15 protein-coding genes are annotated in these 14,132 nt (G+C 31.9%); 8 read left to right on the top strand and 7 right to left on the bottom strand.

The genetic code is table 11. The features are described from left to right. Positions 1-16: 16 nt before the first annotated feature. The 3 genes from AC3E9W_RS10245 to AC3E9W_RS10235 are packed head-to-tail and all read right to left on the bottom strand — an operon-like array spanning position 17 to position 2,975. Positions 17-1,219, bottom strand: coding sequence for a DUF4350 domain-containing protein (locus AC3E9W_RS10245; RefSeq protein WP_488768267.1), 1,203 nt, complete (start codon positions 1,217-1,219; stop codon positions 17-19). Next, complete coding sequence (locus AC3E9W_RS10240; protein WP_488768266.1) at positions 1,212-1,985, bottom strand: DUF4129 domain-containing protein; 774 nt, start codon at positions 1,983-1,985, stop codon at positions 1,212-1,214. Before AC3E9W_RS10240 ends, AC3E9W_RS10245 begins: the two co-directional genes overlap by 8 nt. A gap of 9 nt (positions 1,986-1,994) precedes the next feature. Then, a complete protein-coding gene (locus AC3E9W_RS10235) occupies positions 1,995-2,975 on the bottom strand; it encodes a stage II sporulation protein M (protein ID WP_488768265.1) in 981 nt (326 codons plus the stop codon). 20 nt (positions 2,976-2,995) lie between these two features. Here AC3E9W_RS10235 and AC3E9W_RS10230 point away from each other — a divergent pair, with 20 nt between their 5' ends. The 6 genes from AC3E9W_RS10230 to AC3E9W_RS10205 all read left to right on the top strand — a co-directional run bounded on the left by AC3E9W_RS10230 (position 2,996) and on the right by AC3E9W_RS10205 (position 8,869). Beyond that, positions 2,996-3,739 (top strand): RDD family protein, encoded by a 744-nt coding sequence (locus AC3E9W_RS10230; RefSeq protein WP_488768264.1) that lies wholly within the window; start codon positions 2,996-2,998, stop codon positions 3,737-3,739. Between the two features lie 103 nt (positions 3,740-3,842). After that, on the top strand, positions 3,843-4,694 hold the full coding sequence (locus AC3E9W_RS10225; protein WP_488768263.1) for a hypothetical protein: 852 nt from the start codon (positions 3,843-3,845) through the stop codon (positions 4,692-4,694). Between the two features lie 117 nt (positions 4,695-4,811). After that, a complete protein-coding gene (locus AC3E9W_RS10220) occupies positions 4,812-5,414 on the top strand; it encodes a trimeric intracellular cation channel family protein (RefSeq protein ID WP_306156934.1) in 603 nt (200 codons plus the stop codon). A gap of 84 nt (positions 5,415-5,498) precedes the next feature. Continuing rightward, the gene (locus tag AC3E9W_RS10215) at positions 5,499-6,446 is read left to right on the top strand and encodes a FemAB family protein (RefSeq protein ID WP_488768262.1); all 948 of its coding nucleotides are present in this window, start codon (positions 5,499-5,501) and stop codon (positions 6,444-6,446) included. Beyond that, positions 6,443-7,594, top strand: coding sequence for a DegT/DnrJ/EryC1/StrS family aminotransferase (locus AC3E9W_RS10210; RefSeq protein WP_488768261.1), 1,152 nt, complete (start codon positions 6,443-6,445; stop codon positions 7,592-7,594). Before AC3E9W_RS10215 ends, AC3E9W_RS10210 begins: the two co-directional genes overlap by 4 nt. Continuing rightward, positions 7,595-8,869 carry an O-antigen translocase gene (locus tag AC3E9W_RS10205; protein ID WP_488768260.1) on the top strand — a complete coding sequence of 425 codons (1,275 nt, stop codon included), beginning with the start codon at positions 7,595-7,597 and terminating at the stop codon, positions 8,867-8,869. It abuts the gene before it with no gap. Here the strand turns inward: AC3E9W_RS10205 and AC3E9W_RS10200 are convergent. Then, positions 8,866-10,002 carry a glycosyltransferase gene (locus AC3E9W_RS10200; protein ID WP_488768259.1) on the bottom strand — a complete coding sequence of 379 codons (1,137 nt, stop codon included), beginning with the start codon at positions 10,000-10,002 and terminating at the stop codon, positions 8,866-8,868. The two genes, AC3E9W_RS10205 and AC3E9W_RS10200, sit on opposite strands and share 4 nt — an antisense overlap. 44 nt (positions 10,003-10,046) lie before the next feature. Between AC3E9W_RS10200 and AC3E9W_RS10195 the strand changes: the two genes are divergently transcribed. After that, positions 10,047-11,129, top strand: coding sequence for a glycosyltransferase (locus AC3E9W_RS10195; protein WP_488768258.1), 1,083 nt, complete (start codon positions 10,047-10,049; stop codon positions 11,127-11,129). Beyond that, positions 11,102-11,533 (top strand): sugar 3,4-ketoisomerase, encoded by a 432-nt coding sequence (locus AC3E9W_RS10190; RefSeq protein WP_488768257.1) that lies wholly within the window; start codon positions 11,102-11,104, stop codon positions 11,531-11,533. The genes AC3E9W_RS10195 and AC3E9W_RS10190 overlap by 28 nt, the downstream gene beginning before the upstream one ends. On the opposite strand, the gene AC3E9W_RS10185 is transcribed toward AC3E9W_RS10190, so the two are convergent. From AC3E9W_RS10185 to AC3E9W_RS10175, 3 genes are read right to left on the bottom strand one after another with little or no spacing between them, the layout of a single operon-like run. Further along, entirely contained in the window at positions 11,519-12,448 is a 930-nt protein-coding gene (locus tag AC3E9W_RS10185) for a glycosyltransferase family 2 protein (RefSeq protein ID WP_488768256.1), read from the bottom strand. The genes AC3E9W_RS10190 and AC3E9W_RS10185 overlap by 15 nt on opposite strands. After that, complete coding sequence (locus tag AC3E9W_RS10180; protein ID WP_488768255.1) at positions 12,449-13,336, bottom strand: glycosyltransferase family 2 protein; 888 nt, start codon at positions 13,334-13,336, stop codon at positions 12,449-12,451. Beyond that, positions 13,336-14,019: a cell division ATP-binding protein FtsE gene (locus AC3E9W_RS10175; protein WP_306156918.1), complete on the bottom strand. Its 684-nt coding sequence runs from the start codon at positions 14,017-14,019 to the stop codon at positions 13,336-13,338. The genes AC3E9W_RS10180 and AC3E9W_RS10175 overlap by 1 nt, the downstream gene beginning before the upstream one ends. Positions 14,020-14,132: the final 113 nt, after the last annotated feature.

The following is a 14,132-nucleotide window of genomic DNA, read 5'->3' as shown; positions in this document are numbered from 1 at the left end:
TGGCAACTATTTTTAGTTAATGTAAAATCTTTTCTATAGCTGTATTTATTCTAAGAAGATCTTCTTCCAGACTTCCGTGATAACTATTTCGGTGGTCATTAATTAATTGTACCAAATCTTGAATGTCTTTTTTGTCTTTTCCCGTTTTATAATGCAATTTTGTTATAAAATCGTCATCTAGTTTCGCAGTGTCAATCAAATAATCGGTTCTAATTCTTTCCAAAAAGTAAATAATCTTTTTATCAATAATATTGGTATGATCACCTTCTTGATAATATAAATTTCCAACGGTTTTAGTAAAATCAACGGTTAAATTTTGCAAAGGTTTTATGATTGGCACAATGCGCTGTTTTCTTTTTGCATTGAAAATCATAAAGATAAGAATTCCGATTAAGCCTAAATACCAAGCCGATTTCAAAGCGGGTTGACTCCAAATGTATCGCATTGGAGAACTTGAAATTCGTTTGTCGTCAAAACTTTTGTTGTACCAGAAAATATTTCCTTTCGGAATATAGGACACTAGATTTTCAGTATACTGATAATTGTTTTTTTTCAGCAGATTATAATTGGTAAAAGCAACTGGCTGCGTGTGCAAATAGAGATATCCATTTTTATACGGAACTTCAATAAAATTAACTTGCCTTTTGTTTTTACGAGTAGATTGGTATCCTAAAACTTTTGTGTTTAAAGTGTCAATTTTAGAAAAATAATCGCTTAAACCTGTATTAAAAGTATATTTTTTTTGACTTATGTTTTTATTTGCCATCCAAACCGAAGTGCTGTCATTGGGAATAAAATCGGTTTTCAATTCAATTTTTAAAGAATCCAATAACACTTTCGGGAACACTTTCATACTTAAAAAAGCATTATTTCCGTGAGAGACAAAATATAAAATTTCTTTCATCGACTGATCGTCAATGTTTTCAGCCTCAGAAATATTAATGAAAGTGCCTTTTATTTTATAGGTTTCTACATTTTCTCTTGCATCATATTGCGAGTCCAGATATTCATAAGGCGTCTGAGTCGAAATTCTTTCTACTTTTTGTTTAAAAAGACCATCAGCTTCCTGATCAAAAATGTACAATCCGAATGGGATTTTATCTTCAACAGAGTACGTCGGAGTCCAGTCAATAGGTTTTGGCTGTCCTTTGTCTACTAATAATGTTATTCCGAGAATTAAAACCAGAATAGCAATGTATATTTTAACTTTATTATCCATTGCCAAATGTTTTTAATGCTTTTTTAAATCTGTTTTCAGTCTTTCTAAATGTTGCTTCGTCAATTTCAAATTCTCCGTACCAAATATAATTGTACAAATAAGAAAGATACGTAAACTCTTCTTTATGAGCAGGGTTTTGCAATTCGTACAAATAATCAGAATTGGTTTTTTCGATATCCCATTCAATAAAATGATGTTGTGCCATAACTTTCAAAAGCCATAAATAGTAATATCTTATTGCAATTCTTCTCTCGCCGGCTTCAATGCTTTCTTTAATCAATTTTTCAAAATCTAAAAGATGGATGTTTTTCTCTGCATCTGAATAAAATAAAGTTCTTTTGGCATTTTTTCCGAAAATCCATCTTCCTTCTTGTTTGGTCAAAGCTCTGGCAATAAAATAAATCAAAACTATAACCACCAGAACTGCGATTATTCTAAACAGAATTGCAACAAAATTCAGAGATGTTTTTACACTGCTGAAATTAAACAAATTAAAAATTTGTCTCGCCAGCCAATGCTTAAAATGATCCCACCAGTTTTTTTCTGGAGTTTTATATTCGTAGATAAAATTTTTATCGGTATATTTTTTCTTGAAATTCTTTTCAAAATGTCTGGCTTCTACAGTTCTAGAATCGACTTGAATGTCTTTTTCGGTATATTTAATTCCAGTAATTTTTGGAGGATCCGGAGTTAAAGGAATAGAATCCTGAGCCTGAGAAATACCGCAGCACAAAAGAAAAGATAAAATAAATAATAATCTGGTCATTACTTGTTCTTAAAGTTTTTCGGCGGTTAAAGAATGAATTTTTTTGTGTACGATAAAAGGGTAAACCAAGTAATAAAACGAAATTATCGCAAGCGTAACTAAGATAATAAAACTGCTTAGCCAATTGGGCATATCGATAGAATATCTGGTAATAAAGCCTTCTAAAAATCCGGCACTTATCGTGAAAGGGAAAGTGCTCAAAAATATTTTGAAACTGTTTTTGAAACCTATTTTAAAAGAATTCAATCTCGAGAGAGTTTTAGGAAACAGTATAGAAGCCCCTAAAATAAATCCAGCAGTCGTTTCGATTACAATGGCGAAAATTTCCATAGAACCATGAATCCAGATGCCTCGCACACTTTTCCAGAAAACGCCTTGTTCGTAGAAAAAATATTGGAAAGAACCCAGCATAATGCAGTTTTGAAGAAATATATTAAAAGTGCCAATTCCTACAAATATGCCATAGAAATAGCATTTTGCGCCTACAAAAAGGTTGTTTACGGTAATGCCAATAAAACTTCCCCAATTGCTTCCCGAACCGTACACGGCCATCGGATTGCCTTTTTTGATATTTGCCAAAGTCATATTGACGTATTCGTCGCCTAAAATTAAACGCACAAAATCACGATCGTAACGGGCAGAAAGAACGCCAATTGAAACAGTGACAAAAAACAATGCAAAAGCATAAACCAAATACCTTCTGTATTCGTAAACCAATAAAGGCACTTCGACTTTAAAGAAATCAACAACGCGGTTTTGGTCTGTACGTTTGGTTTTGTAAATCTTCTGATAAATTTGAGACGCAAGATGATTAAGGTATACAACCGTTTTACTTTTAGGATAATACGTTTGAGCATACGACAAATCATTCATCATTTGAATGTACAAATTAGCTAATTCATCAGGATTTTTTTTAGCTTTACCAAAAATTGCCAGCTCAAACTCGAGCCATTTTTCTCTGTTTTGTTTTATAAAGGCGATTTCTCTCATTGTAGGCTAAAATATGAAATATGTCAGAATTATCTATTAACACGACACAAAATGTCAAAATAAATTTTATTGCTGCTTCTGTAGGCGAAAGATTAGGTGCTTTTTTTATTGATATGTTTATTGTAATCTGTTATATAACAGCGCTTTCGATAGTTCTTTTTGACTGGCTGCAGCTTGATCGGCTAATGGTTAATTTGGATGGATGGTCACGAGGAGCGATTTTTTTAATGCTCTATTCGCCAGTTATAGTCTACTCGCTAGTTTTAGAAAGTGTTTTTGAAGGGCAGTCACTTGGCAAAAAGTTATTAAAAATTAAAGTCGTAAAAATTGATGGTTATCAGGCAGGTTTTGGTGACTATTTAATCCGCTGGTTTTTTAGAGTAATAGACTTTTTTACCTTCTTCGGACTTCCTGGACTTATTGCGGTCATCACAAGTCAGAAATCACAGCGATTGGGCGATATGGCGGCAGGAACCGCAGTAATTACTTTAAAGAATAGAATTAATATCAGCCATACTATTTTAGAAGAAATTGGCGAAGCTTATGTGCCAACTTATCCTTTGGTAATTAAGGTTTCAGACAATGATATGCGTATTATTAAGGAAACCTTTCAAAAAGCGGTTGCTAAAAACGATCATGAAGTGATTTACAAATTGGTAGCCAAAATTGAAAGCGTAACAGGCATAAAAAATCAATCTGGAAATAATAGCGATTTTATTCGTGTAATTTTAAAAGACTATAATTTCTACACTCAGAATATGTAATTTTTCATTAAAGATTTAAAAGTGTTTTTTGATTTTTATTGATAATTTTTTAAATTTTATCAATATATTTACGATACATTTTTAATTCAAAAATTTCCAACAAATGAAAATTACAAAGCCATTTCTAGTGTTACTAGTACTATTGTCTGCTTGTATTACTTTTGCACAAAGCGGAAAAAAATTAGATAGAATTATAAAAAGAGATTATCAGATAATCGATTGTACGATTTTAAAAATGTCTGATAAAACCGTAGATTATTCGCTTCCTGGCGAAACAATTCAGATTTCGCTAGACGTTTCGCAGATCGCGAGAATCGATTTTGCAAGCGGAAGAACTCAAACTTTTGATGCGTCTTCAAGTCCAAACAACACAGCTCAAAATACTTCTCAAAGTATTGAAACTGCAGAGATGAAACCTAATACGATTGCGGTACTGCCAGTTCCTTACGTAAACGCCGATAATCAGCAAGGTTCTGAAGATATGGCAAAATTTGCTCAAAATGATCTGTATAACAAACTGTTGGATAAAGCATCTAATATTTTACCGTTAACGGTTCAGGATTTAAGAACAACCAATAGCCTTTTGCACAAAGCAGGAATCGATCATAACAATATTGACGAAACTCCAATTGCAGATCTTGAAAAAATACTAGGAGTTGATAATATAGTGGCTGCGAAAATTTCATATACCATTGGAACAGCTTCTACAGCTACTACCTACAGCAGTGGAGATACAAAAGTGAGCAACAATAACAAAAAAGTTAGCACAAGCGACATTTCGACTACTACAGCAAACAATCAGAGCTATTATTACTATACGGTTTATTTTGACATGTATAAAAATAAAGACAAGATCTACTCGCAAACCCGTAAGCCATTATTGGCAGTAAAAGACAGTTGGATAGATTCGATCACATATTTGCTAAAAAGAAGTCCGATTTACGTGAAAAGATGATAAGTACTTTTACGAGTCAGATTTGCTAAGATTATTCCTTGCAACTTTGTAACTTTGGCTTTTTGTTAAGAAAAGCTTAGCAGCTTAGAATCTTAGAAACTCAGCAACTCAAAAAGAATGTTTCACCTACTCGATATTATTGGGACCATGGCGTTTGCAATGTCTGGCGCCTTAACCGCAATGCACAAAAAACTAGATCCGTTTGGGGTTTTTATTATTGCATTTGTAACTGCAGTTGGAGGCGGAACACTTCGTGACGTTTTAATCGGAAGAACTCCCGTTGGCTGGATGCGCGACATGCAATATGTTTACGTAATTATTTTAGGATTTTTTCTAGCCATTCTTTTCAGAAAAAGCTTCGATAAACTTCGTACTTCGTTGTTTTTATTTGATACCATTGGTCTTGGCGTTTTTACTTTAATTGGTCTTGAAAGAGGAATTCTAACAGGACTTCATCCAGCAATTTGTATTGCGTTAGGAACCATGACAGCTTGTTTTGGCGGTGTAATTAGAGATATTTTGTGTAACGAAATTCCAAACGTTTTTCGAGAAGAAATCTATGCAACCATTTGTATATTAGGAGGAATTGTATTTTTTGGATTACGAAAACTAAACCTAAATGACGATATATTATATCTGGTTACATCTCTTGTAATTATTGTAGTTCGATTAATGGCTGTAAAATACAAATGGCATTTAAAAGCATTCGATCATAAGTAGAAAAATATTCAGCCACGAATTTCACGAATTTGCACTAATTTAATTCGTGAAAATTGGTGAAATTCGTGGCAAAAAAATAAAACTTTGAAAACATTCGTTGTAAGAAAATACAATAAAAACGATTATACTATTTGGAACGATTTTGTCGCTCAGGCAAAAAATGCCACTTTTTTATTTCATCGGGATTTTATAGAATACCATAAAGATCGTTTTGAAGATTTTTCGCTTTTAATTTTCGAAGAAGAAAAACTGCGCGCAATTCTTCCCGCTAATAAAAAAGGAAATTCTATATATTCTCACCAAGGTTTAACCTATGGAGGATTAGTGTTTTTGTCAAAAATGAAAGCAGAAAAAGTAGAATCAATTTTAGATGAAATTTTGCTTTTTTTGAAAGAAAATAAATTCGAAACTCTTTATTATAAGCCAATTCCAGATTTTTATTTTTCTGAAGGAAATGCCGCAATGGACTTTTTTTTAATGAAAAGAGGAGCGGTTTTAGAAAGAAAAGAAATGAATCTGGCCGTTAATCTGACAATTCCTTTGAATATTTCTAAAAGTAAAATGAAACATTTCAGAAGAATTGAAAATCTAGATTTAGATATTTTTGAAGAAGAGAATTTTGATCCGTTTTGGGAGAAAGTTTTGGAGCCAAGATTATTAGAAAAATTTGATGTAAAGCCAGTACATTCAAAAGAAGAAATAGCGATCTTAAAATCTAAATTTCCTCTAAATATTAGGCAATATTCAGCCTATAGAAATGATGAAATTATTGCAGGAATAACCATTTTTGAAACCAAAAATGTTGTAAAATCTCAATATGGCGCTACTTCAAAAACAGGAGAAGAATTCAGAGCGCTTGATTTTTTGTTCGTCAATTTGATCCATAAATATAAAAGAAAAGGAAAGCATTTCTTTGATATGGGTATTGTGGGTGAGGAAAATGAATTTGGTTATAATAAAGGTCTTATAAAGCAAAAAGAAGAATTAGGCTGCAGTGTTTATAGTCAGGACTTTTACAAACTTACATTATGATTTCTTTTCTGGATTTAAAAAAAATGAACGAGCCTTATGAAACTGATTTTCAGGAAAAACTGAAATCGGTTCTGGAAAACGGCTGGTATATTTTAGGAAAGGAAGTAGAAACTTTTGAAAAAGCTTTTGCTGAATATTGCCATTCTAAATATTGTATCGGAGTCGGGAATGGGTTTGATGCTTTGGTTCTCATTTTTAAAGGATACATCGAACTCGGAAAACTCCAAAAAGGCGATGAGGTAATCGTTCCTGCAAATACTTACATCGCGAGTATTTTGGCTATTTTACAAGCCGATTTAATTCCAGTTTTAGTCGAACCAAGATTGGAAACTTATAATATCAATCCGGATTTAATTCAAGAAAAAATCACTCCAAAAACCAAAGCGATTTTAGCTGTTCATTTATACGGACAATTGGCTGAAATGGAGAGAATCAATGAAATAGCAGAAAAAAACAATTTAATTGTTGTTGAAGATTGTGCACAAAGTCACGGTGTTAATGCAAATTCCGATATTTTTAAATCCCAAGTTCCAAATTCTGGAGATTTAGCTCGAAACCTAAAATCTAAAATCAACAATCTAAAATCTGCAAGCGCTTACAGCTTTTACCCAGGAAAAAATCTTGGCTGTTTGGGCGATGGCGGAGCAATTACAACAAACGATTCTGAATTAGCAAAAGTGCTTTTTTCGCTTCGAAATTATGGTTCAGAAAAGAAATATCACAACGAATATATTGGTGTAAATTCGAGATTAGACGAATTACAGGCTGGGTTCTTAAATTTGAAATTGCCAAATTTAGATTCAGATAATGAGAAAAGAAGAATCATTGCAAAACGATATTTAGCAGAAATTAAAAACGATAAAATAACATTGCCGTATTGGGATTTTTCCAACAATCATGTTTTCCATCTGTTTGTCATTCGAACAGAAAATAGAGAAAATCTACAAGAATATTTAGCTCAAAATAATATTCAAACTGTTATTCATTATCCAATTGCGCCACACCAGCAAAAAGCTTTTAAAGAATGGAATGATTTGTCGTTTCCTATTACAGAAAAAATTCATAGAGAAGTTTTGAGTTTGCCCATAAGTCCAGTTTTGAATGACTCGGAAGTAGATTTTATTATTGAAATTTTAAATCAATACTAATTGAATTTCTATAAAAAAATAATTCAAACGAGTTTGTTTAAGATCACTTCTTTAAACAGTTTCAGCGTTGCTTTAAAAATTGGAATCGGATTAATAACTTCAAAAATATTAGCGGTTTTTGTTGGTCCCAGCGGAATGGCTTTGGTTGGAAATCTCCGAAACTTCTTGACTTCATTAGAGAATATTTCTTCTTTAGGTTTTCAAAACGGAATTGTAAAATATACAGCTGAAAATGAGAAAAATAAAATTGAAATTCAAAAAATAGTTTCTACTGTTTTTATCACTTTATTGTTTGTTGCGCTTCTGCTAAGCGGAATTTTATTCGTTACAGCTTCTTACTGGAACCGGAAAATCTTTGGAAATAACATCGAATATTTAATTGTTTTTAAAGTTCTAGCATTGGTTTTGCCAACTTACGGACTTTCTATTTTTTTAATTGCAGTAATTAATGGTTTAGGCAAATTTCAAAAAGTAATTAGGATCAACATTATCGGAAATATTATTGGTTTACTAACTTCCATTTTTCTAATCCTACAATTCAAAACCTCTGGAGCTTTATTTGCAATTGTAATTGCGCCAGCGTTGCTATTTTTTGCTACTTTTTATTTAGTTCAGCGAGAGATTCAGTTTCTTCAAATTATAAAATTAGATTCTTTCGATATTAAAATTTTAAAGAACCTTTCTTCATACTCTTTAATGGCGCTTGTTTCTTCTGTTTTTGGACCTTTTGTATTTCTTGCAATTCGAAATCATATTATTCAGCATTTAGGAATTGAGCAAGCAGGATATTGGGAATCAATGACGAGAATTTCGTCCTATTATCTAATGTTTGTAAGTACTATTGTGAGCGTTTATTTTTTACCAAAACTATCTAAAACCCAAAGTGATTTAGAAACAAAAAACATCTTATTACAGTATTACAAGTTCATTTTGCCGATCTTTGGTATAGCACTCACTCTCATTTATTTTATGAGATTTTTTATTGTCCGACTGCTTTTTACAAGAGATTTTTTACCTGTAACCGATTTGTTTTTTTGGCAGCTTTTGGGAGATATTTTTAAAGTTTGTGCTCTTATTTTAGGATATCAGTTTTTTGCTAAAAAAAAGACTTCCGCATTTATTTTAACCGAATTATTTTCGCTTTCCGTTTTATATTTTGCAACTTTATTTTGTATTCAATTGTTTCAAATAGAAGGCGTAGTCATCGCTTATGTTTTTCAGAATTTTATATATCTGATAGTATTATCAGTTTGTTTTAGAAAGAGTTTATTTTAATTCTCGCTCCATTTCTGAATATACTTTTCTGCAATTTTTATATAATGATGATGTTCTTCAATAAAAGTCCTCGCACGCTTTCCTACTGCTGTAATTTCGTTTGGATTTTCAATTAAAAAAGACAATGCATTTACCAGATAATCTACGTTTGGAATGGCATTTATACAGACTTTTTCAGAAAGATTGTACTGCGCTGTAAATTCAGTTTCTGCGCCTGTAAAAACCACTTTTCCTTTTGCCATTGCTTCGAGCGCATTATAGCCTTGATCGTAAGCATAAACCATATCCAATAACATATGACAGCTATTGTAGAGATTGATATATTCAGCATAAGGAACGCTTCGCACGGTAATTATTTCGACTTTTGAAGCATATTTTTGCTCAATTATTTCTAATGCTTTTTCAAAATAATCGTTTCCCTTTTTTAAATAATTATCATTGTTAATGCCATGAAAAATGATGATTTTATCTGTAATGTTTAAAGGTTGAAAAGCTAATTTTTCAATATTAATTGGATTCGGTATTAAGCCCAAGTATTTTTCGTTTCCGAGAAGTGGAAGATGATAATCTAAATCTGAAGCAATTATTCCGTTTACGTTTTTATAAATAAACTGATGCAATTTGAAAAACGCTTTTTCTTGAAATTTTAAAACATTTCCAAAAGACTTTTTATCGATTTTATGATTCAGATATAACGGAAAAACAGATTTAAAATCGGGATTTTCAAAGCAATATTTTATATTCAGAAAATCGTAGCCACAGCTTAATAAATAAAGCTTCTGATTATTTTTTAAAAGATGTGAAATGATTTTTTTTTCGAAGAAAGGCTGGCAATTAAAGCTGTTTTCGTTGATGAGCTGTACCACATCAAAACCAGAACATTGCTTTTTGAATTTTAGAAACTGGCGATAGGTTATAAACGAACTAAAATCAAATCCAGATAATTTATACACCCCAACTTTAATTTTTTTGAGAAAACCCGAATCCCATTTTTTATAAATAGGGAAATCAACAGGAAAATTTTTAAAACCGTCTTTCTGACCGATAATAAAAACTTCATGCCCTAAAGCCAGCAAACCATCTTTTAAAGAATTGTGCAAATGGCTGTATTCGCCTACCAATAAAACTTTCATTTATATGTATATTTGACAAATATATCTACTTTTTTGGTTAAAACATGAGTAAAACGAAAGTTGCGATTGTATCACATTCTTTAGGGCAAGGAGGAGCAGAGCGTTTTGCAAGTTTGCTGACTTTTATGCTGGAAGATTCAGGTTTTGAGATTCATTCTATTATTGTCAACAATTGTGTAGATTATGCGTATACTGGAACTTTATTCAATTTAGAAAAAGAAATTTCGGGCTCAGTTTCTTTTTTTAGAAAATTAAAAAAAGGAAGATTATTGAGAAATTATCTGGTTCAAAATAATATCGAAATTGTTATTGACGGAAGATCGAGAAATGTCCTTTTACGCGAATTAATGACCAGATATATTTACCACGGTTTAAAAATCTATTATATCGTACACAGTTATAATTTTCAGAATTATTTTCCGTCTTCAAAGTTTTGGTCGAGAATGCTTTACAAGAATGTTGAAGCTTTAATTTGTGTTTCAAAAGCAATTGAAGAAAAAGTAAATCGATTATACGAACTCAAAAATACAGTTACGATTTATAATCCTTTTTTTATTGCCGATTCAGCATTTAACAAAGAAATTTCGGAACCTCAAAAAGTGATTTTATATTTCGGAAGATTTGATGAAAAAGTGAAAAACTTCGGCCTGATGTTAGAAGCTTTTTCAGAATCAAAAATATATGAAAAAGGATATCGTTTGCATTTGATGGGAGCGGGAGTTGATTTAGATTTCATGCAGCAGAAAATTGCAGCTTTGAATTTGAATGATTATGTCGAAATTTTTTCTTTTAAAGAAAATCCGTTTGATGAAGTTCGGAAAGCAAAATTTACGGTTTTGACCAGTAATTTTGAAGGTTTTCCGATGTCGATTGTAGAATCATTAGCTTTAGGAACGCCCGTTATTGCTGTCGACTGTAATTCGGGACCGAGAGAAATTATCCAAAATGAATTTAATGGTTTATTGGTCGAAAATCACAATTCTAAAGCTTTTGCTGAGGCCATGAATCGATTTACAGATGACGATGAATTATATAATTTCTGTAAAAAGAATGCTGCTGAAAGTGTAAAACATTTGTCTTTAAAAAATATTTCAGAACAATGGAAGAACCTCCTAAATCATCAATAATGACGAATATTTCAGATGTTCAGCTGATTGAAATTCCTAAAATTCAAGACAGAAGAGGAAACCTTTCTGTTGTAGAAGGAAATACTATTCCGTTTGTTTCTAAAAGAGTGTATTATCTGTACGATGTGCCAAGCGGAAGCAAAAGGGGCGGACATGCGCATATTGAACAGCAGGAATTTTTAATTGCTTTAAGCGGCAGTTTTGATGTGGTTTTAAAAGACGGAAAAAGCTTAAAAACCGTAACGCTGAATAAACCAAATGTAGGCCTGCTGATCGTTTCTGGAATTTGGCGCGAACTTAAAAATTTCTCTTCAGGAAGTGTTTGTCTGGTTTTATCTTCTGGCGAATTCAATGAAGAAGATTACATTCGTGAATATAAAAAATTCAGATTATTTAAAGACTGACGAACCAATTCCGGTATTGGCTAAAAAGGTTTTAAAAGAAATTAAAAAGTGTAAGGCAAAAGCAGGAAGGCGAAGTAAAAAACTTTTTTTCCAGCCTAAATTTTTTAAATCTATTGCGTTGTGATAGTTGTAAAAAAGTGCTTTCTCTCCGGCTAATTTGCTTTTAATAGCAAGAGAAAAACGGTTTAAATCCAGAAACTTTTTTAAATCTGAATTAGTTTTTTCTGCCATTTTAAATTTCGAAAAATCCATTTTTTCTTTTATGAAATTGCGGTTTTTTGAAAGACTGTTAGGATCATAAACATAACGCGCTAAAATTTTCCAAGAAAAAACAATAGGATAAACAAGTCCGATTCGAATCCATAAATCTACGTCTTGCCCGCTTTTAATTCTAGTATCAAAATTTCCAATTTCTGCAAAAACAGATCGATGAAAAACGGCGCAGGAAGTGCAAAGAACCGTTTCTTTTATACTAGCTTTAAAGTAATTTACAATTTCAAATTCGTTATTTGTTTTTGAAATAGAATAGGTTGAAGGAATGATTTTTTTAGAAGTATCGACTTCAATCGCAGCCGAAAAAACTTTCTGTTCGGACAATTTCGAAATTAAGCCAAACATCGTTTCTAAAAATGTTGGATACCAAAAATCATCAGCATCGAGAAAAGTGATGTATTCTGAAGTTGCTTTCTCGATTCCGAAATTTCTTGCATCGGAAGCGCCTTCATTTTGTTTACTGAAATATTGGATTCTAGAATCTTTAAACTGCAATAGCTTTTCTTCGCTTTTATCTGTAGATCCGTCATTTACTACAATAATTTCAAAGTCCTGAAAAGTCTGATCCAAAACGCTTTTCATCGTGTTTTCGATGAAATTTTCTTTGTTGTATAGCGGAATAATGATAGAAAAAAAAGCCATTTATTTTGTTTTTAAAGAACAGAAATAACCCAGTTTGTAAATATCGAAAAGAAAAAGAGATGGTTTTTCTGAAAGCAAATTTCGCTCGATTTTCCGTTCTGATTTTTGGAAGATAAAATAAAATAGAGAAACCAGTTTTAGTTTGTTTAAAAGCCCAAATGCAGTAATAACTTTACTCTGATCTTTTGATATTTTAAGGCTGGCCTGTAAAAAGACTAAATTTTCTAAAGCCATTTTTGTTTTGTTTATAAAAACGGCTGATGTTTCAAAATTCAAATGAAAAATCGGATTTTCAATTTGAGAAATCGTAATGCCGTTTGATTTTAAAACAGTAAAAAAAAGTAAATCTTCGTAACCGTATTTTGTTAATGTTTCATCAAGAGGAAAACGAATAAAGATTTCTTTTTTGATTAATAAGTTAGAAAGCAAAGCAAAATCAGATGCGCTTTTATTGCGTTCATGTAGACTCTGAGATTCTCTTTTTCTTCCGTAAATCCAGCGTAAAAGCAGTTCTTTTGCTGGTTTTTCGTCTTTATATAATTGTCCGCCAAAGACCATTTTTTTTTCCTCTTTTATGGCAGCGATATATTTAGAAATAAAATTATCGTGAACAGGAATTACATCAGCATCTAAAAGAAGCAGATTTTCATAAGCAGCTTTATTGGCCAATAAGTTCCGAATCGCGCTTCGTCCAATATTTTTTTCTAAAACAGAAAAAGAGCAATTTTGAAACACATTGATTTTTTCATTCTCTGTTGTAAAAAGAGTTGATGCATCGTCAAAGCAAAGTATTTCAAAAATAATTCCGCACGAATTGCATTGCTTTACGAGTTCGCCTGCGAGCGGTAAAACATTGTAATTATAAACCGGAATTAAAATGGAAAGCATTACACGCTTCTTTGCACCACTTCGAAGATTCTTTCATCTTCGCATTTTAAGGTTTTAGAAGGGAATTTCATTAATAAAGCATAATCATGCGTTGCCATAATAACGGTTTTACCTGCGGCATTAATTGCTTTTAAAACTTCTAAAACTTCAGAACTTGTCTGTGGATCAAGATTTCCTGTAGGTTCGTCAGCAAGGATAAATTCTGGGTCGTTCAATAGCGCTCTAGCGATTGCAACACGCTGCTGTTCTCCTCCAGAAAGCTGATGCGGCATTTTGTTTACAAAGTCTTTCATTCCAACTTTGTCCAAAACTTCATCAATTTTATGTTGCATGGCTTCTTTTTCAACCCATCCTGTAGCTCTTAAAACAAAAAGCATATTGTCTTTTATAGAACGGTCTGGAAGCAGTTTAAAGTCTTGAAACACAATTCCGATTTTACGTCTTAAATACGGAATTTCACTTTCTTTTAAAGTTGCCAAATCAAATTCAACAATATGTCCTTCACCTTCAACTAGCGGTAAATCAGCATATAAAGTTTTTAGAAAACTACTTTTTCCAGAACCAGTTTTCCCGATAATGTAGATAAACTCACCATGGTTAACATCTAAGTTAATGTGAGAGATAATTTTTCTTCCTTCTTGATATATAGTGACTTCTTTAAGAGACAGTACGGTTTGTGACATAATAAAATTGGTTTGAATGGTAAAAGTAATAAGATAACGCTTGGATTCAAAATAAATTTAAATGAATTCTTATGAAAAAGTTTAAATGTAATTAAACCATATAAGCCATATAA

This window comes from Flavobacterium sp. 38 (assembly GCF_057799715.1).
This window is presented reverse-complemented; position numbering and strand designations above follow the sequence as displayed.